14 protein-coding genes are annotated in these 18698 nt (G+C 38.3%); 10 read left to right on the plus strand and 4 right to left on the minus strand.

Features of this window, described 5'->3' with window-relative positions; genetic code table 11:
• The 9 genes from EWU23_RS08040 to EWU23_RS08080 all read left to right on the plus strand — a co-directional run bounded on the left by EWU23_RS08040 (window position 1) and on the right by EWU23_RS08080 (window position 12842).
• Window positions 1-1557 carry an ADP-ribosylglycohydrolase family protein gene (locus EWU23_RS08040; RefSeq protein WP_166230598.1) on the plus strand — a complete coding sequence of 519 codons (1557 nt, stop codon included), beginning with the start codon at window positions 1-3 and terminating at the stop codon, window positions 1555-1557.
• 6 nt (window positions 1558-1563) lie between these two features.
• The gene (locus tag EWU23_RS08045; protein WP_166230600.1) at window positions 1564-2562 is read left to right on the plus strand and encodes a GRP family sugar transporter; all 999 of its coding nucleotides are present in this window, start codon (window positions 1564-1566) and stop codon (window positions 2560-2562) included.
• Window positions 2563-2652: 90 nt separating this feature from the next.
• A complete protein-coding gene (locus tag EWU23_RS08050) occupies window positions 2653-3105 on the plus strand; it encodes a hypothetical protein (protein WP_166230602.1) in 453 nt (150 codons plus the stop codon).
• A gap of 231 nt (window positions 3106-3336) precedes the next feature.
• Window positions 3337-3882 (plus strand): RNA polymerase sigma-70 factor, encoded by a 546-nt coding sequence (locus tag EWU23_RS08055; protein WP_166230964.1) that lies wholly within the window; start codon window positions 3337-3339, stop codon window positions 3880-3882.
• Between the two features lie 19 nt (window positions 3883-3901).
• Complete coding sequence (locus EWU23_RS08060; protein WP_166230604.1) at window positions 3902-4885, plus strand: FecR family protein; 984 nt, start codon at window positions 3902-3904, stop codon at window positions 4883-4885.
• Window positions 4886-4996: 111 nt separating this feature from the next.
• Window positions 4997-8461 carry a SusC/RagA family TonB-linked outer membrane protein gene (locus tag EWU23_RS08065; protein ID WP_166230606.1) on the plus strand — a complete coding sequence of 1155 codons (3465 nt, stop codon included), beginning with the start codon at window positions 4997-4999 and terminating at the stop codon, window positions 8459-8461.
• 23 nt (window positions 8462-8484) lie between these two features.
• The gene (locus EWU23_RS08070) at window positions 8485-9966 is read left to right on the plus strand and encodes a RagB/SusD family nutrient uptake outer membrane protein (RefSeq protein ID WP_166230608.1); all 1482 of its coding nucleotides are present in this window, start codon (window positions 8485-8487) and stop codon (window positions 9964-9966) included.
• Between the two features lie 27 nt (window positions 9967-9993).
• Window positions 9994-11460, plus strand: coding sequence for a sulfatase family protein (locus EWU23_RS08075; protein WP_166230610.1), 1467 nt, complete (start codon window positions 9994-9996; stop codon window positions 11458-11460).
• A 2-nt stretch (window positions 11461-11462) separates the two neighbouring features.
• The gene (locus tag EWU23_RS08080; protein ID WP_166230612.1) at window positions 11463-12842 is read left to right on the plus strand and encodes a sulfatase family protein; all 1380 of its coding nucleotides are present in this window, start codon (window positions 11463-11465) and stop codon (window positions 12840-12842) included.
• A gap of 68 nt (window positions 12843-12910) precedes the next feature.
• Here EWU23_RS08080 and EWU23_RS08085 read toward each other — a convergent pair whose 3' ends face one another.
• From EWU23_RS08085 to EWU23_RS08095, 3 genes are all read right to left on the minus strand, one after another.
• Window positions 12911-14620 carry a hypothetical protein gene (locus tag EWU23_RS08085; protein ID WP_166230614.1) on the minus strand — a complete coding sequence of 570 codons (1710 nt, stop codon included), beginning with the start codon at window positions 14618-14620 and terminating at the stop codon, window positions 12911-12913.
• Window positions 14621-14627: 7 nt separating this feature from the next.
• Window positions 14628-15770: a glycoside hydrolase family 88/105 protein gene (locus EWU23_RS08090; protein WP_166230616.1), complete on the minus strand. Its 1143-nt coding sequence runs from the start codon at window positions 15768-15770 to the stop codon at window positions 14628-14630.
• 141 nt (window positions 15771-15911) lie between these two features.
• Complete coding sequence (locus EWU23_RS08095) at window positions 15912-16412, minus strand: heme-binding domain-containing protein (RefSeq protein ID WP_166230618.1); 501 nt, start codon at window positions 16410-16412, stop codon at window positions 15912-15914.
• A 402-nt stretch (window positions 16413-16814) separates the two neighbouring features.
• Between EWU23_RS08095 and EWU23_RS08100 the strand changes: the two genes are divergently transcribed.
• A complete protein-coding gene (locus EWU23_RS08100; protein WP_166230620.1) occupies window positions 16815-17699 on the plus strand; it encodes a YitT family protein in 885 nt (294 codons plus the stop codon).
• Between the two features lie 307 nt (window positions 17700-18006).
• Here the strand turns inward: EWU23_RS08100 and EWU23_RS08105 are convergent, their stop codons facing one another.
• Window positions 18007-18513: a Crp/Fnr family transcriptional regulator gene (locus EWU23_RS08105; RefSeq protein WP_166230622.1), complete on the minus strand. Its 507-nt coding sequence runs from the start codon at window positions 18511-18513 to the stop codon at window positions 18007-18009.
• Window positions 18514-18698 lie beyond the last annotated feature (185 nt).

Here is an 18698-nt window from a genome sequence, read left to right on the forward strand (position 1 = left end):
ATGAAAAAATTCTACTTGGCATTACTTTTTTTGCCCTTCTTAGCATGGTCACAGTCTAAGTCGATTGTCCTTTCTAAACAGACTCTACAAGATAAAATCAAAGGAGGATGGGCTGGGCAAACCATAGGTGTGACTTTTGGCGGACCTATGGAATTCCGTTACAATGGAACCATGATTGATGCCTACCAACCCGTTCCTTGGTATGATGGCTATTTGAAAAAAACCATGTTGGAAAATGCCGGACTTTACGATGATTTGTACATGGATTTGACTTTTGTGGAGGTATTTGAAAGAGAGGGTTTAGATGCGCCTATTGCTTCACATGCCAAAGCCTATGCCGAGGCAGGATATGCCCTTTGGCATGCCAACCAAGCAGGTAGGTATAATATTTTGCATGGAATTGGAGCGCCAGCTTCAGGGCATTGGAAAAATAACCCACATGCGGATTGCATCGACTACCAAATTGAATGCGATTTTGCCGGATTGATGTCGCCTGGGATGCCCAATGTAGCTTCCAAGATTTCTAATAAAATTGGCCATATCATGAATTATGGAGATGGCTATTATGGCGGGGTGTTTTTAGGGGCCTGCTATACCTTGGCCTTTGTTTCTAAGGATATTCCTCACATCATTCAAGAGGCATTGAAGACCATCCCTAAGCAAAGTGCTTACTACCAATGTATCTCGGATGTGGTACGTTGGCATAAGCAATACCCCAACGATTGGACAAAAACTTGGCTAGAAGTGCAGAAGAAATGGGCTCAGGATATTGGTTGCCCAGATGGTGTTTTTGCTCCTTTTAATATTGATGCGACTGTGAACTCCGCTTATGTGGTCATTGGCTTACTGTATGGCCAAGGAGATTTCACTAAAACCATGGAAATTACCACCCGATGTGGCCAAGATGCCGACTGTAATCCTTCTTCTGCTGGAGGAATTCTGGGAACCATGTTAGGCTATGATAAAATTCCTAGCTACTGGAAACAGGGTTTAAAGGAAGCAGAGGGTATCGATTTCAAATATACGAGCACGTCATTGTCAGATGTCTATAGCATAGGGCTCAAGCATGCCTTGCAAAACATTGAGAGAAATGGAGGTAAAATCGTTGGAGACAATGTACATATCCCCGTGGAAGCACCTAAAGCCGTGGCCTTTGAAAAGAGTTTTGATGGGGTGTATCCAATTCAGAAAATTGGGGTAGGAAAGACATTGAAAGATGAATACCAATTTGAGTTTACGGGAAAAGGGTTTGTACTCAGAGGTGAGACGGCCAAATGGGCATCTACATCGAATCACAATTTTGACATGGAAGTATATGTGGATGGTAAATTGATGGAAAAAGCTCAATTACCAACGGCCTTTACGACTCGTCGACATGAATTGACCTGGAATTATGATTTGGCACCAGGTAAGCACCAAGTCCGCTTGAAACTATTGAATCCCGTAGAAGGTCAGGAAGTGCGCATGATGGATGTGATTGTGTATGATGCTCCGGGGAAAAAATCCACCAACGCACAGTTTTACCGATTGGGAAATTTAAAGTCCACCTCTAAATAGGATGTTATGTTTATCATCGAAAATTATTTAACAGCTGTTTTGCTATGCATCGTAACGATGTTATGTTGGGGCTCATGGGCAAACACTCAAAAATTGACCAGTAGTTATTGGCGATTTGAATTATTCTATTGGGATTATGCTTTAGGGATATTGATTTCTTCCATCTTGTTTGCCTTGACTCTAGGCAGTGTGGGTGAAGAAGGCCGCAGTTTTATTCCTGATTTGAACCAAGCTACACAAGAGAATTTATTTTCAGCTTTTCTAGGTGGGGTGATTTTTAATGGGGCCAATATTTTATTGGTGGCGGCTATTTCCATTGCAGGGATGTCGGTGGCCTTTCCTGTGGGTATTGGAATAGCTTTGGTATTGGGCGTATTGGTGAATTATCTAGCTGCTCCACAAGGGAGTCCAATCTTGATTTTTGGAGGGGTGGCTTTGATTTCTTTGGCCATCCTGTTAAATGCTCGAGCGTATAAACAATTGAATGAAGGGGGCTCCGAAAAACTATCCAGCAAAGGTTTATTCTTATCCGTCATCAGTGGGTGTTTGATGGGCTTATTTTATAAGTATGTGGCGGCTTCTATGGCGACTAATTTTGTGGACCCTGAAGTAGGTAAATTAAGTCCGTACACGGCCTTGGTATTATTTGCCGTGGGAGTGTTGCTGAGTTCATTTTTGTTCAATACTTGGCAAATGAAAAAACCATTTTCGGGAAATGCGGTATCATTTGGAGACTATTTTCAAGGGGCCTTTCAAGACCATGTCATGGGCATTTTAGGAGGAGGCATTTGGTTCATTGGAATGGCCTTGAGTATTTTGGCTTCTGAAAAAGCAGGCCCAGCGGTTTCTTATGGTTTGGGCCAAGGAGCCACTGTGGTAGCGGCTATTTGGGGAATATTTATTTGGAAGGAATTTGCTAAGGCCAAAAGCTCCACAAAAAACATGCTCAATTGGATGTTGCTCTTGTATGTGGTCGGATTAGCTTTATTGATTGGGGCGAAGTAGGGGGCGGAAATATTGATTTGATTTTAAGGAATTGTATGCAATTTAACCTATTCATTCATCGTATTACAACATACACGTTATTACAACATTATGAAGAATCTAGGTTTACTTATATGTGTATGTGTAGGGATTTTGTCTTGTAAGAATTCCACACCAGATCCTATCAATGAATCAAATTTCAAAATCAAAGCAGGCTATATCTGCGGCTGGGGCGCTGGAATAGACACCTTAGAAATCTCGAATCAGACCGTCCGTTATGTGTATTATGTCCCTCGGAATTCATTGAAACCCGAAATAACGAAGTCGAGGAAATTATCCGACCAAGAATGGGCAGAAATCAAGAATGTGGTCAATTGGTCTCAGTTTAATTTACTGAAATATAAAACCTGTAATGTCTGCTTTGATGGCTGCGATGAGTGGATTGTCATACAAAATGGGGATTTATCGCACCAAATTACCTTTACCCGTGGTCTAAAAATAGATACCATAAGCCCATTACAAAGTAAACTTGCCCAATTAAAGAGTGAGTTTACGAACTTATAGGGGCTTTGGTGGGATTTAATCTAAAATGGATTCGCTCAAGAGATTCATTTGCCAGAATCATGCTCAACTGGATGTTGGTTTTTATGTGCTTGGACTAGTCTTGCTGGTTGGGAGAAGCAAGATAGTTTTTGGTAATATTTAAAGATTTTCTTTTTTTATTTAGGGTTTTTCTCTTGCAGTACGACTTTACTGTAATTGACTTATTAAATCTTATTCTTTGTGAATTACAGGATGCTAAATGATGAAGATTTATTATCAAATCTTTCAAGGTCTGATAAGGCTGCGTTTGAGGAAATTTACCGAAGGTATTGGTATAAGCTTTATTGTATTGCTTATCATCAAATAGGGGTTAAAGAAGATTCCGAAGAAATTGTGCAAGATGTTTTTTTAAGTATCTGGAATAGGAGAGAAAACGTAGAAATTAAGGTGTTAGAATTATACCTGACATTGTCCATTAAATATAAAGTATATGACTTTATAAGGTCTCAAATTAATTATAGAAAATATCAAGAGCACATTATTTTAAAAGAAATAGATCTGCATTTTAATACAGATGATATTGTGGATTTTTCTGATTTATCGGGTGCCGTAGAAAAAGTGTTAGCCCTATTGCCAGAGAAAAGTGCAGCAATTTTTAGGAAGAGTCGATTTGAAAATCAAAATACGAAGGAAATTGCTAAACAGCTGAATTTAAGTGAAAAGGCTGTGGAGTATCATATTACCAAATCGCTTCGATTTTTAAAGGAGAACTTAAAAGATTATTCAAAACTTAACTAGGGAGATTCAAACTTATAGCATGACACAGCACGAATTTCATATTTTAACTGGAAGGTATCTTTCTGGGAATTGCAGCCCTGAAGAAGAAAATCTTTTGTTGCAATGGCTTCAATCTCAACCTGAAAAGTTAGATTTAGACATCAAGGAGGGAGAAAAGGGAATGATTGAGCAAAGAATTTGGAGCAATATTTTGTTAAAGATTGAGCCAACTAAATTGAAGCTGAGCCGATCTGGGATTTGGGCAATTGGAATTGCAGCTTGCTTCATGTGTGTTCTTTTTTTCTTTAATAATCAAAACATTGCAGATCAAATAGCTAAAAATCAATCAGGGATTGAATTGAAAAATACGACAACCATTGATCAAAAAGTGGTTTTGGAAGATGGATCTAAGGTTATTCTGAAGCCACAAAGTACACTCATTTTTGCCAAACACTTTAATGTTAAACAGCGCGAAGTTTATTTAATTGGGGAAGCTTTTTTTAATGTTAAACGAGATATTTCCAAGCCATTTATTGTGCATGCAGGAGACTTGATTACAGAAGTTTTGGGAACTAGCTTTAGAATTAAGTCAAATGAGAGTAAGAATAAAATTGAGGTATCGGTTGCCAGTGGAAAGGTGTCAGTTTACACAAAGAAAAACAGTGAAATCAATGATCGAAACGGTGTTATTTTAACACGTAATCAGAAAGTGATCTATGATATGTCTTCTAAAAATATAATTCCGACAATAGTTGATAATCCTCAACTAAATCTTGCTTCTGAAGTAATTAAAGCGGAGCTAATATTTCAATCAAGTCCTTTGTTGAATGTATTGTCTATTATGTCCAGACACTATGGAGTAGAAATTATTTTAACCAATCCGAAGTCCAATGAATGCCAATTTACAGCTGATTTAAATGGTTTATCTATGTTTACACAATTAGACTTGATTTGTAAATCAATTGGGGCCACTTATGAAAAAAGAGGCACTGCAATCTTTATAACTGGAGAAGGATGTAATTAAAAAAAGCAGAAAGAGGGTTTATCCTCTTTCTGCAAGTAAAATAACCCGTAACAAACGCCAATCTGAGGCGGGTTATAGTTCTCAAATGTGTATTTAAAAACGTATAAATCTATGAAAAAACTTCAATTGAATTCAAAAAACTTGTGGCTAATGATGAAAGTTACCTTAGGTCAGTTATGTCTTATATTATTTTGTACGACATTCTCGTTTGCTAGTGAAATTCAGGCTCAAGAAGTTTTAGATCGATCAATCACGATTGTTGGACAAAATGTCAATTTAAAGAGCGCATTGAGTCAAATAGAAAAACAAGCAGAAGTAAAATTTGTATATAGTACAAGAGTGCAGATTAATCAAAAGTTAAATTTGAATATTCATAAGGCTAAATTATCAGCCGTTTTATCTCAAATACTTTTACCTAATTTCATTGAGTTTGAAGTAATTGAAAACAGAATATTATTAACAAAAGCGAGACCGGAACCTTCTTCGTCCAATACTAGTAATTTTAAATTGGAGCAAGAGGAAAGTGTTATGGATGCCAGAAGTGTCAAGGGAAAGGTAGTAGATGAAACAGGAGACCCTATTCCTGGAGCTAACATTCTGATTAAAGGGACAAGTAAAGGTGTTTCAAGTGCAGCAGATGGAATGTATTCAATTGTAATTCCAGACGATAAAGCAATTTTGGTTTTTAGTTTTGTCGGGTATATTACGCAGGAAATTGAAGTAGGCATGCGGGGCAATTTGAATGTGATTTTAAAATCAGAGAATAAATCCTTAGCTGAGGTTGTAGTGGTTGGATATGGAACTTCCCGCGCGAAAGATTTAACAGGTTCTGTGGCAACGATTAATCAAAATACAATCAAAGATCTGCCTGTTTCTTCTGTAGATCAGAAGATGATTGGTCAAGTCGCAGGGGTTCAAATTCAACAATTATCTGGAGCACCGGGTGCAGGAACATCTGTTCGTATCCGAGGAAGTGGATCATTGGGTGCTGGGAATGAGCCTTTGTATGTGATTGATGGAATGCCCTATTCTGCTGGGCTTAATCAAGATTTTAATCCTCTTTTGTTAATTAACCCGAATGATATTGAATCTATATCCGTATTAAAGGATGCTTCTTCAACGGCAATTTACGGTTCTAGAGGAGCCAATGGGGTAATTATGATAACAACTAAAAAAGGACAATATGGACGTTTGCAAATTAATTTTTCTTCTATGTCTGGGGTTCAAATGGTGCCTAAAAAAGGAAGACCAGAAATGATGAATCAAAGAGAATTTGTCAATCTACAAAGAAACAAAATTGACATTGCGGTTTTAAGGGCGGAAAACCGAAAAACGAATCTTTCTGATTATCCATTGGAGTATCAAAATCCAGAACAATTGGTAGGAAATGGGACAGATTGGTATGATTTATTATTACAATCAGCCCCTATTCAAGAACATAATTTGAGTATTCAAAAAGGAACGCAAGATTCAAAGATAAATGCTAGCTTAGGTTATTTTAAGCAGGATGGGGCATTGAAATACACGGGTTTAGAGCGGTTTAGCGGAAAAATAGGATTTGAGTCAAACTTAAGTAAAACAGTAGCTGTTGGAGGAAATTTACAAGTATCGTTTGTGAATCAAAACAGAACGAATACCAACTTGAGTAGAGAGGATGTCATTGGAGTTTCTTTGTGGGCGAATCCATTAATGAGCCCCTATGATAGCAATGGACAACTGATTCCCTACATTAAGTCTCCACAAAGTAAATACCATTCCGCATGGAGTTTTGCAAATCCTTTATATGTACTTCAACAAACAGCTCAACTTCAAAAACAATTTCAAAGTCTTGGGTCGGTATTTGTTGAGTGGAATATATTACCTGATTTAAAGTTCAAAACATCTCTTAATACGATTTATGCTTCATCAAAGTATAATCAATTTGTTCCGAGTACAGTAGGTAGTTCAAATACTCCTCCAGTTAATGGAACAGGAAGATCATCCAATTCTCGTTCAGAAAATTTCAATTGGTTGGTTGAAAATACGTTGGCATATAATAAAATGATAGAACGACACCGGTTTAGTGCGTTGGTAGGGTATACAACCCAAAAGAGCAGCACTAGTGGTATTAGTTTAAATGCATCTCCCTATTCAAATGATTTAATTCAAACGATTAATGCTTCTCAAGCAATTAGTTCTTGGGGAGAGCAGGTAGAAGCATGGAGCCTAATTTCTTATTTGGGGCGAATTAATTATTCCTTCGCAGATAAGTACTTAGTGACTGCAACATTTAGGTCAGATGGGTCATCTAGATTTGGTTCAAAAAACAGGTATGCATCATTCCCATCAGTAGGATTGGCGTGGAGGATATCTGAAGAGGGTTTCATGAAGAATAATAAGGTGATTTCAAGTTTGAAATGGCGCGCCAGTTATGGTAAAAGTGGTAACAACAATATTGGTAATTATTCTTCTTTGGCTTCCATCAATCCAGGGGCGTACATTTTTGGCTCTAATCAAGTGGCGGCATCATTTGTTGGAGTTTCTAATCCCTATTTGACTTGGGAAGAATCTAACCAAATGGATACAGGGCTAGATATTGAGCTGTTTAATAATCGAATCAATTTAACGTTGGATTATTATAATAGAGAAAGCAACAATATGCTTTTGAATGATGTAATTCCTGCTATTACGGGTTTTAATTCCCAAATAGTAAACAAAGGAACGGTTAGAAATAGAGGTTTTGAAATCTCAATTGGAGCGAATCCAATTGCAAATAAATTCAATTGGGATATGAACTTGAATGTTGCCATCAATAGGAATATGGTACTATCATTAAATGACAATGGGGATCGTGTTTTATCTGGCAATAATGATAATAATCCAACACACGTAACCGTGGTTGGGAAGCCAATTGGTCAATTTTTTGGATTTATACAGGAGGGCGTTTATTCGGCCGCAGACATAGCTAATCCCAATATTGTTAAAACAGCTCAAGTATATGAAGGAAATCCTAAATATAAAGATGTAAATGGGGATGGAGTGATTAGTGATTTTTTAGATTATACGATAATAGGCAATCCTCATCCAGATTTTATTTATGGTTTTACTAATAACTTTTCATTTAAAAATTTTACGTTGGGAGTTATTTTAAATGGCCAATATGGAGGTCAAGTAATGAATGGATTACGTCAAACGACAGATAATTTACAGGGTTTTTTTAATGTAAGCAAAGAATTTGTTAACCGCTGGAGAAGTGCTGATAATCCCGGAGACCCTATGTTGTATGGCGTTCCTAAGTTGACTCCGAGTTGGGGGCATCGAGTAAATTCACGGTGGGTGGAGGATGCTACATTTTTACGAGTTTCCAATGTAACATTGGGATATTCATTTCCCTCTTCTATAATCAAAAGGACAAAGCTTTTTGAAGCATGTCGCATTTACATAACTAGTAGGAATTTGGCAATGTTTACAAAGTACCAGGGGGCGAATCCAGAAGCTCAATCTAGGAATATTGACAATACTCTTTCACCTGGTTTTGACATGTCTTCCTATCCTTTAGCAACGACCACATCAATAGGAGTAAACCTTTCATTTTAATTAGACATTTTTAGCATCTTGACATGAAAAATATATATGTATTTCTAATATTCACAATTGTTTTAACAGGGTGTAAAGACAATTTTCTCGAAATCTATCCTAAATCAACCTTGAGCGAAGGAAGCTTCTATCAATCAGATGTGGAATTCACACTTCTTGCAAATGGATGCTACGTTCCAATGAGAGATTATGAGAAAAACCAACATTGGATATTGGCAGAGTTGATTTCTGATAATGCCAGTTTTCAAAATAATGTTAAAACTGGGGAAGCATCAAAAGGGGTTATCGATCAGTTTATTTTAAATTCTGATAATATTGCTTATTCAGGGTTTTGGAACCTTTCTTACAATGGTATAACTCGCTGCAACAAATTATTAAGTGAACTAGATAGACCAAATGTTAATTGGACAAAAGCATCATTAAAAGAGAGATGTAAAGGGGAAGCCTTGTTTTTAAGATCTTTATATTATTTTAATTTAGTTAGACAGTTTGGGGGAGTCCCTCTCGTATTAAATCCTGTAACTTCTCAGGAGGCTGTTTTGATAAAGCGGTCTAAGGATTCTCAGATTTATGATAGCATCATTGCAGATTTAAAAGAAGCTGCACTTTCTTTTGGTAAAGCTAGAGATGTAGAGGAGAATGGGAGAGCCAATGAAATGTCTGTTTTAGCCCTTTTAGGTAAGGTATATTTAACAATAGGAAATTTTACAGAAGCGGAAAAGGTATTAAGTTCTGTTATAAATTCTGGGAAATATGCCTTATTACCTGTATATGCAGATTTGTTTAATCCTTCTAAAAAAGATTTCAAGGAAACGATCTTTGCTATTCAATATTCCGAAAATAGTGTAGAGCTATCCAATCAATTTATTTTCACATTTGCCCCTCATACTTCTGGTGGCGCTATTACAAACCGTCCCAATGTTAATATTGTAGCAGCGGGATGGAACCAGCCTACTCAGGATTTAATCAATGCTTTTGAAGAAGGAGATAAGCGCAAAGAGGTTTCTATAGGAATCTGGGTGGGTTTAGATTGGGATAATAAAGTGAAGCCTATTCCCTATTGCGGCAAGTATAAGGCACCTATTTCTGCTCCTGATGCAAGATGTGGAGACAATTTGCCTATACTTAGATATTCAGATGTGTTGTTAATGTATGCAGAGGTATTAAATGAATTAAAAAGGACTTCAGATGCAATTCCTTATATTCAATTGGTTAGAAATAGGGCGGGTTTGGTAAAGCCTCTCGCTACAAATAATTTGGAAGAAGTCCGTGTAATAATTGCTAAAGAAAGGCAAACCGAGTTTTGTTTTGAAAATCAAAGATGGTATGATTTAAAACGTACAGGGAAGGCTGTTGAGGTAATGGCTGCTCATGGAATCAGAGAAAAGGCATCAAAGGTCTTTCTTTACCCAGAATCATTTACATTAAATACAAATAAATTACTTGCTCCAATTCCCGTTTCAGAAGTTTCAATTAATAAAATTGATCAGAATCCAGGGTATTAATTTAGTTTTAATCTTATACTTACATTTATGAAAAAACTATTGTTTTATCTATTTATCTTCCTTGGATATTTTCCCTTGTCCGCTCAGTCTAAAAAACCCAATATTCTGTACATTTTGGTTGATCAATGGCGGGCTCAATCCACCGGTTATGCGGGAGATCAGGTGGTGAAAACACCTCATTTGGACCAACTAGAAAAGGAAAGTCTCAATTTGCGTAAAACGGTATCCGGTATGCCCGTTTGTTCCCCCCACCGAGCGTCTTTAATTACAGGCCAGTACCCATTGACTCATGGGGTTTTTATGAATGATGTATTACTTGATTCCAATCGGACAACCATTGCCAAAATATATAAGCAGGCAGGTTATCAAACAGGTTATATTGGTAAATGGCACATGGATGGACATGGTCGAAGCTCGTATATTCCCGTGACGCGCCGACAAGGTTTTGACTATTGGAAAGCTTTGGAATGCACACACGATTATAACCATTCGGAGTATTATTCGGGAGAATCCCCAGCCAAAAAAACCTGGGAAACTTATGACGCCATCGCCCAATCGGAAGATGTGGTTAAGTACTTAAAATCTCAGTCGAAGACATCTCAGCCTTTTATGCTCTTTATTTCGATAGGATCCCCACATGACCCTTATCAAACGGCACCAGAAAAATACCGTAAAATGTATGAAAATGCTGAGATTAAGCTGAGAGACAATGTGCCTGCAGCAAATAGAGAAAAAGTAATCAAAGATGCGCGGGGCTACTATGCGCACATGACGGCCATTGACGACTGCGTAGGTCAAATGTGGCAAGCTTTAAAGGAGCAAGGGTTGGAAGAAAATACCATTGTGGTTTTCTCTTCAGATCACGGTGATTTATTAGGTTCACATGGCGCTTGGAATAAACAACAACCTTATGAGGAGAGTATAAGAGTTCCGTTTTTATTGCATTACCCCAAGGCCTTTGGGAAGAAAGGGAAAAAGGTGGATGTCTTATTGAATACGCCCGATATCATGCCCACACTCTTGGGATTGAGCCATTTGAAAGTGCCTAAAACGGTGGAAGGGCGGGATTTTTCTTCGGTTTTAAAGGGCAAGAAAAAAGACGATGTTACATATACCCTGATTTCTTGTGTACAGCCTTTTGGTCAATGGACCCGAGCTAAAGGGGGAAGGGAATACCGAGGTCTGGTTTCTGACCGATATACTTATGTCAAAGATTTACAAGGTCCTTGGCTTTTGTTCGATAATCAAAATGACCCATTCCAATTAACTAATTTGGTGAATCAAGCCTCTGTCAAGCACGTTCAAAGCAAAATGGATAAGGCTCTGCTACTGGAATTGAAAAAAAGAAAGGACGAGTTTAAGTCGGGTCTTTTTTATGTTAAACAATGGAATTATTTGATTGATGAAACGGAGACTGTTCCCTACCAAAAGGTCAATTATCAAGGAATTCCGATCCGAGATTTGTCAACGGGTTATCCTCAAAACACAAAGTAAACATGAAGAATTGGATCTTTTTTGTCTTGTTATTGCTGCCATTTTGGGGAATATCTCAAACAAAACAGCCTAATATCATTTTCATTTTAACAGATGACCATCGCTGGGATGCTTTGGGATATGCAGGGAATAAAGTTATTCAAACTCCCGTAATGGATGATTTGGCTAGCAAAGGAATCTACTTTAAAAATGCCTTTGTTACCACACCCATTTGTGCGGCCAGTCGGGCTAGTATCATCACAGGAATGTATGAAAGAACGCATCAATATACCTTCGGGCAAGGAGACATCAAGCAAGCCTATGTGGCCCAATCCTATCCTGCCCTGTTGAAGCAAGCTGGATATTATACGGGCTTTTATGGTAAGTTTGGGATACAATATGCTTCTTTTTCATCCTTATTTGATCAGGGAGAAAGCTATGATCGTAATGATAAGTTGAAGGATTATCGGGGCTATTTTTATAAGACTTTAGGTAAGGATTCGGTGCATTTAAGTCGGTATACCGGCCAAAAAGCCATGGATTTTATTGCCCAAGCTCCCAAGGATAAACCTTTCTGTTTATCGCTCAGTTTTTCAGCTCCTCATGCCCATGACCCCTCCGAACAACAGTATTTTTGGCAAGCAGAAGTAGATCATTTGTATCAAAATGTGACTATTGCTCCACCCATCATGGCCACCGAGGCTGATTTTTTAGCGCAACCTGAATATGTTAGAACAGGGGAAAATAGAACGCGCTGGCATTGGCGATTTGACACACCAGAAAAATACCAAAGAAGTGTGAAAGGTTATTACCGCATGATTTCTGGGGTGGACTTGGAGATTGGCAAGATTCGAAAAATGCTGGAGGAAAAGGGGTTGGATAAGAATACGATCATCATAGTCATGGGAGACAACGGGTATTTTTTGGGTGAGCGACAATTGGCGGACAAATGGTTGATGTATGATAACTCTCTACGGGTACCTTTGATTGTATATGATCCGAGAAAGCCTTTGCACCGAGACATTCAAGATGAAGTTCTTAACATTGATATAGCTCCAACCATTTTTGGCTTTGCTGGTATCCAGATTCCTAGCACTTGGCAAGGGCAAAATTTAGCCACGTATGCACGGGGCAAAAATCCTGCCAAATTGAGAAATGAGTTTTTAGTGGAGCATCTTTGGAAGGTTAAAATCATTGCATCCAGTGAAGGGATCCGATCCAAACATTGGAAATATTTCCGTTATCGGGACCACTTGGATCGAGAAGAACTGTATGATTTGAGGCTGGATCCTTTAGAGAAAAAGAACTTAGCAGGGGTGGCTAAGTACCAACATATAATGACACAAATGCGACAAAAATTGGAGCATAAAGTAGCGACATTGGAGGGGCAGCGATTACCATAAATATCCTTTGCCTTAACCTGATGTAGGCAAAGGTATAATGGCTCAATATATGTTCATCGTCTTATGGATTATTGTCGGATCAATAGCTTATGAGAAAAAGGAGTGAATCCTGTGATATACACAGAAGGTGCTTGGGCAAAAGGTAATCCTCCTCGTAAATGAATGGCCTTGTGTTCTGCTCTGCCTGGTCCAAAACGTATGGAGTTTTCTCCTAGGATATATTTCCCTTCCGACTCTTTCAATAAATAGGCATTGCTTTCTTTCCCACTGGGTATGACCCCCTCAAATCTTCCATCCCCTCTAAAGATAAGTTCCAAACTGACAGGAACGCCATCGGTTCCTTTCATATCTATGTCAACACTTATTCCCCCTGAGATTTCCTCCAATTTGATGCTCGTTTCCAGGTATTGAATTTCACTTTGTTTACGTTGATTGCGAGGCATTTTTTCCCAATCCCCGCTAGGATCTATCCGCTCTTTTTGGTGAGGCTGGAAATAAGGCCCATCTAGTTTTTGTTGGAGTATCCAAGCATTTCCTACTTGTTTGATTTCATTGGATTGAAACTGCCCTTTACCGAAAAAAGATGCGGCTATTCGTAGCCCTTGTAGCATGGCATTCCCGTGATGAAATGTCAGGAAATTCGGGTTGTTGACGAGTATTGTGGCGTCCCAATTTTCTCGCCTAATACGGACTAAGCCAGAATAAGGGAAGGATTTAACGTAATTCGTAGGGATGCTATTACCAGCGGGGAGTTCCTGCCATAAAAAGGGTTCATCCAAAAAGTTTTCTATATGCGTGCCAATCCTCGGAAAATAAGCTTCTTCAATCAGTCTGCACATAGCAGCAAAACGCGGATTTTTATCTACAAGGGCTAAATAGCGATAGCCATAATAGTAATTTTCAAACATATTGATGGCGCCTTTATCCTGTCGGTTAGACGCATCAGTCACTACCTCCATATTTGGATGGACGTAGAATAAGGTCATTTCTAGATTTTTACGCACCACGTCTAGGAGAGCGGGTTTGTTGAATCCATGGTGAATGGCAATGAGGGCTTTGTTGATGATGGCGGAATAAATACCGGCACTTTTTTCCGTGTATTGGCCATCTGGATCTTGGTCTATATTTTCTTGCAGCCATTGCTCGGCCCGAGCTTTATACCTTGGATCTGGCCAGATTTGATACAGTTTGGTCAAAGCCCCTGAAACTACCCAGCGGTGATTAGGGGTGTGGATGCCTCCTACAACTAAGGCCTCCCCACATCGTTTTAAGAATGTTTCTAAGGGATTCAGGAGGGGATTATAGCGATTTTCTTGATTGTTTTTTTGTAACAAAACGTAGGCTACACATAGTTTTTCCACACTAAATGCCGTATCTGGGGGAGAGTGGAAATTGGTACTCAATAAGTCGATGGTACCATCAGCGTGTTGCATGTTTAATAGGCAGTTGGTTGCCTGTATGGCCTTTTCCACGTGGGCTGTAGATTGGTAAAGGCTGGATTCTGGACTTATAACGGCACAGGCTACTTTTAGTACATAATAGCCCGTAGTTTGTGGATTTGGGATGTCATCACCATCTTTGAAACCTCCAAAATACGGATGGTTTTGATTGCTAATTCTGAGTGCTTCATATCGAGGGAAATCCTGGTCATTTTGAAGGATAATTTTACGTAGCCAAGCGGGCTTTTCCTCTTTGATCTTTGTGGCATAAGCCATATTCCAACTCGACAAAGTTCCTAAACCTAGCGCTCCCATGTGAACAAATTTTCTTCTTTTCATGTGACTTTTAGGGTTTAGGTATTTTTTGATATTCCAAAGCAAACATGATAAATGAACCTATGCCAAAACCTTGACCTTCCACAATAGGTCTTCCATAATAGTATTCTTTCATCCCCACACAAGTTCCACCTGATACTCGACTGGGGCATAAATAGGGGCCTTTGGGCTGCACCAAACTATATTTTTTTAAACCATGATAGGCTAAATGAATAGAAGGCATATAGTCCTTGGAATGCAAGAGGCCCATTTCTATGCCCTTGGCCATGGAATAAGCAAACATGGCTGTGCAAGAACTTTCCTCCCAGTTTTTAGCATCTTGTGGATATAACAAAAGCTGGTACCAATGCCCGCTTTGTTTGTTTTGCAAAGAGGGTAAAGTGCGCATGATGGCCAGAAATTCCTTTTTTAATGGTTCATAGTAATTGGATTTCGGGCTGATGTTGCTTAAAACATCTACTAAGGTCATGGTGACCCAGCCATTCGCTCGGCCCCAGTATTCACTACTTTTTCTTGTCTTTTTGTTGGGCCAACCCACCACACTGCAGCCATCATCAAAATCTTGGTCATCGTCATCCCAGGCATGTACCCAAAGTCCCGACTCGGGGTTAGCGAGGGATTGACTATGAGCTTTAATTTGTGTGTACATATGTGCTAGGTATTTTTCTTCACCGGAGGCACGATACATTTCCATCAAAAACATATTCAGCATATATACCGTATCATCCCATAGCTCCACGGTTTCTGTTCGGTGAGAAATGCCTCCGTTTTTGGATCTAGGGGCATTCAGATAATCTTGATAAATGGCTTGAGCTTTTATTTTATATTTTTCTTCTTTGGTGACACGTGCTAAAAATGCCATACCTATTCCCGAAGCGATGGCATTGGGATGTTTACCGTTTGCAGCATCATAGGTTTTATCCATCGCGGTGCGTATGTATTGTAGGTAGGGAGCTTTTTCAGAGTTTGGTTTTGTTTGATATAGATGAATCAGAGAATTCAAAAAAGTGGCTTGGCCCCAATCCCAAACGTATTTTTCGGCAGGCATATAGACCTCTCGTCCATATCGGTCTAAGGAATCAATCCAGGTTTGAGCACGACTAGTGGCCAGGGAGAAACACAAGAGAATGCCGAGGAAAAAACTTCTTCTCATCGCTTAATCATCGTTTAAAAGGTTTAGAGCAAAAAAAGGGAAAATGATGGTTCTGAGGCCATGCATTTTCCCTTCAATATAGAAATTTATATCCTTTATTCTGTGCTAGAATTCATATAAGTAGTTATATGAATAGCCTGTTTAAGATTGTTTTCTTTTCTTCATTACCAAGCTATCTGCCGGATAATGTGCCTTTAGGCTGTCCATTTGTGCTTTGGCCCAAGTGAGTAAGATTTCTCTTTGCTCTTTGCTTAGATTAGCTTCTTTATGTAGTCCTAAATACGTGTAGGACTCCAATGGCATTTCTTTTTTTTCCACGGTTTCCGCAATTTCTTCTAATTTATGATTTTGAACCGCGATAGGTAATTTGGTAAAAGTGGAGAGATTTAAATGCTTTTTCCCATCATTGATATGATGAGTTAAGAAAAATCCCACTGGCTGTATATTATTATACCAAGGATAAGTACTTTTATTAGAATGGCAGTCGTTACATGCCACTTGTAAAATATGATTGACGTTTTCAGGTACTAAGTATTTAGTAGAGATAGCGTATGTCTCGTCGTTGGATTCATTTTTTTCTTGGTGGATAAATTGTATACCAACCAAAAGGATGATGAGAGCCATTAAGATTTTCTTTTTCATATGGTTTTTGGGATTAGTCTTTGGGTTCTTATTTCCCTAATTTAGAGAAAATTAGGAATATTTTTACTTATTTACTGGTAAAATAGTCCAATTTTCTGCCAAGAAATTGTTGGGAAGCCATAGAATAATAGTCGCGATTAGGCGTTGACAGGGTAGATTTCCAGAAATAGGGACTGCCTTTTGGCTAAAATACACACATGCAAGTAAATGCTTAGCGTATTGTCTAATTGATAGCATGTTGATTCTAAGATAACTAGGGAAGATTCCCATTTTTCTGCTTCAAATAGAATCGATTTGCTGAGGAAAAATGGAACAGGGAGGGGATTTCTGCTGTTTCATTTAATGATGAGATTCATCCAATTGGATTTTTACCCTGTTGTTCAATACTAAAAGAGTGAGCCTATGCCCGATAAAAATAGTAGTGTCAAAAGCCGTAATCAGTCGTTTTTAAAAGACATTGTGCTGATTATTTTAGGAATTTTTTCAGCCTCATTTGGCTTTAAAGGTTTTTTATTAACCAACCATTTTATTGATGGTGGTGCTACGGGAATATCGCTCTTATTGACCAATGTAACAAAATTACCTCTAGCATTTTTGTTAATCATCATCAATATCCCCTTTGTACTTCTTGGTTTGCGAGTCATGGGAAAGACTTTTGCCGTTAAGACAGCTTTTGCTATTTCGGGCCTGGCGGCGGTGGTGGCATTTGTCCCATTTCCTGATGTCACTAGTGATAATTTATTGGTTGCTTTATTTGGTGGATTTTTTTTAGGAGCAGGTATTGGATTGACCATTCGTGGTGGGGCTGTGATTGACGGAACCGAAGTGTTGGCCATCTATTTGAGTAAGCGATTGGGGACTACCATTGGGGATATCATTATAGCCTTAAATGCCTGTATCTTTTTAGCGGCCATCTATTTTCTTTCTGTGGAAATTGCCTTGTATTCCATGGTAACCTACTTATCTGCTTCTAAAACCTTGGACTTTTTTTTGGAGGGATTTGAAGAATATATGGGAGTGACCATCATTTCTACCGAGCATGATGCCATTAAAGAGATGATCCAAAAGGAATTAGGTAGAGGTTTTACGGTTTATTCTGGAAAAAAGGGATTTGGTAAAAAAGGGGAATCTGAACATGTGGATATTGTTTATACCATTGTGACACGTTTGGAATTAAATCGCTTAAATAATGCGATTGAGTTAATTGATAAGGAGGCTTTTGTCGTCATGTCCAGTGTAAAAGATACTAAAGGCGGTATGATCAAACAAAGGCCTTTTAAGCACTAAAAGGGAATGTATAAGCTTTATTTTAGGAATGAAATAGCCTTGAAATAAGGTGAAAATTGCTTGTGAAGCAGTATAATAGACCAGTTTTGACATAAAAAAAGGAATAAACTTTGCTGGCTGGACTTTAGAGTCAGATAGAAAGAAATTCCTTTTTTGTTTGTTTATTAAGAACACGGAGCAACTAGCTAAAACGTTTAGTAGTTGTTGTTTGGTTCTTCGAAATTATATCATATCATTTGAATCACATTCAATTATTTGTAAAATTCATAGGTCCGCTTGACAATTGTCAATATTCACATGATTTGACTTATTTGAGGATAGCAGGATAATCTTGGGCAAGTCGACTTAAGGTTTCAGGCCTAATTCCAAGGAATTCGGCGATGTATTTATTGGGAATTCTTGAAATACTTTCGGCATATCCAGAGGCTAAAAATGCTTCATAACGGTCTTTAGCGCTTGGAATCCTCGAAATATAAACTCTTTCTTCCGCAGAAACTAAGTAGAATTCAAACAGTGCCCGATAGATGGTGGACATATCTGGGAAGTGTTTTAAACAATACTGTAAATCATCAAAATGTAACGATTCCGTTTGCGTAGGTTCCATGGCTTGAATATTTTCTTTACAAGGTGTTCGCATGAAAAACCCACCTACGGAAGTGAACACATGATTTTCCCAGTCAACCCATTGGGTAATTTCTTTGGTGCCATGTTGGTAAAAACCCCGAACTAAGCCTTTCTTGATTAAATGTAAATGGCTAAAAGGTTCTCCTGCTTTGCAAATTAATTCCCCTTTCTTGAAACTATGACTTTTCATGTTACTAGACAAATATTCTTTTAAATCTTTAGAAATGGGGGTAATGGAATTAAAAAATATCAGGCTATACAGGTTTTTAGGAGTCGGGGAAACCATAGTAGATGAGAAACTAGCTAATAGAATGCTATTTTAAATAATAGACAAATCACAAATTACTTTAAATGTAAGGGCTTAATCCTTTAAAT

The organism is Aquirufa beregesia (genome assembly GCF_011090385.1).
GTDB lineage: Bacteria > Bacteroidota > Bacteroidia > Cytophagales > Spirosomataceae > Aquirufa > Aquirufa beregesia.

What these genes read in the sequence shown, in the direction of transcription:
- EWU23_RS08040 (WP_166230598.1), top strand. Translation starts at nt 1, where the DNA reads ATGAAAAAATTCTACTTGGCATTACTTTTTTTGCCCTTCTTAGCATGG.
- EWU23_RS08045 (WP_166230600.1), top strand. Translation starts at nt 1,564, where the DNA reads ATGTTTATCATCGAAAATTATTTAACAGCTGTTTTGCTATGCATCGTA.
- EWU23_RS08050 (WP_166230602.1), top strand. Translation starts at nt 2,653, where the DNA reads ATGAAGAATCTAGGTTTACTTATATGTGTATGTGTAGGGATTTTGTCT.
- EWU23_RS08055 (WP_166230964.1), top strand. Translation starts at nt 3,337, where the DNA reads ATGCTAAATGATGAAGATTTATTATCAAATCTTTCAAGGTCTGATAAG.
- EWU23_RS08060 (WP_166230604.1), top strand. Translation starts at nt 3,902, where the DNA reads ATGACACAGCACGAATTTCATATTTTAACTGGAAGGTATCTTTCTGGG.
- EWU23_RS08065 (WP_166230606.1), top strand. Translation starts at nt 4,997, where the DNA reads ATGAAAAAACTTCAATTGAATTCAAAAAACTTGTGGCTAATGATGAAA.
- EWU23_RS08070 (WP_166230608.1), top strand. Translation starts at nt 8,485, where the DNA reads ATGAAAAATATATATGTATTTCTAATATTCACAATTGTTTTAACAGGG.
- EWU23_RS08075 (WP_166230610.1), top strand. Translation starts at nt 9,994, where the DNA reads ATGAAAAAACTATTGTTTTATCTATTTATCTTCCTTGGATATTTTCCC.
- EWU23_RS08080 (WP_166230612.1), top strand. Translation starts at nt 11,463, where the DNA reads ATGAAGAATTGGATCTTTTTTGTCTTGTTATTGCTGCCATTTTGGGGA.
- EWU23_RS08085 (WP_166230614.1), bottom strand. Translation starts at nt 14,620, where the DNA reads ATGAAAAGAAGAAAATTTGTTCACATGGGAGCGCTAGGTTTAGGAACT.
- EWU23_RS08090 (WP_166230616.1), bottom strand. Translation starts at nt 15,770, where the DNA reads ATGAGAAGAAGTTTTTTCCTCGGCATTCTCTTGTGTTTCTCCCTGGCC.
- EWU23_RS08095 (WP_166230618.1), bottom strand. Translation starts at nt 16,412, where the DNA reads ATGAAAAAGAAAATCTTAATGGCTCTCATCATCCTTTTGGTTGGTATA.
- EWU23_RS08100 (WP_166230620.1), top strand. Translation starts at nt 16,815, where the DNA reads ATGCCCGATAAAAATAGTAGTGTCAAAAGCCGTAATCAGTCGTTTTTA.
- EWU23_RS08105 (WP_166230622.1), bottom strand. Translation starts at nt 18,513, where the DNA reads ATGAAAAGTCATAGTTTCAAGAAAGGGGAATTAATTTGCAAAGCAGGA.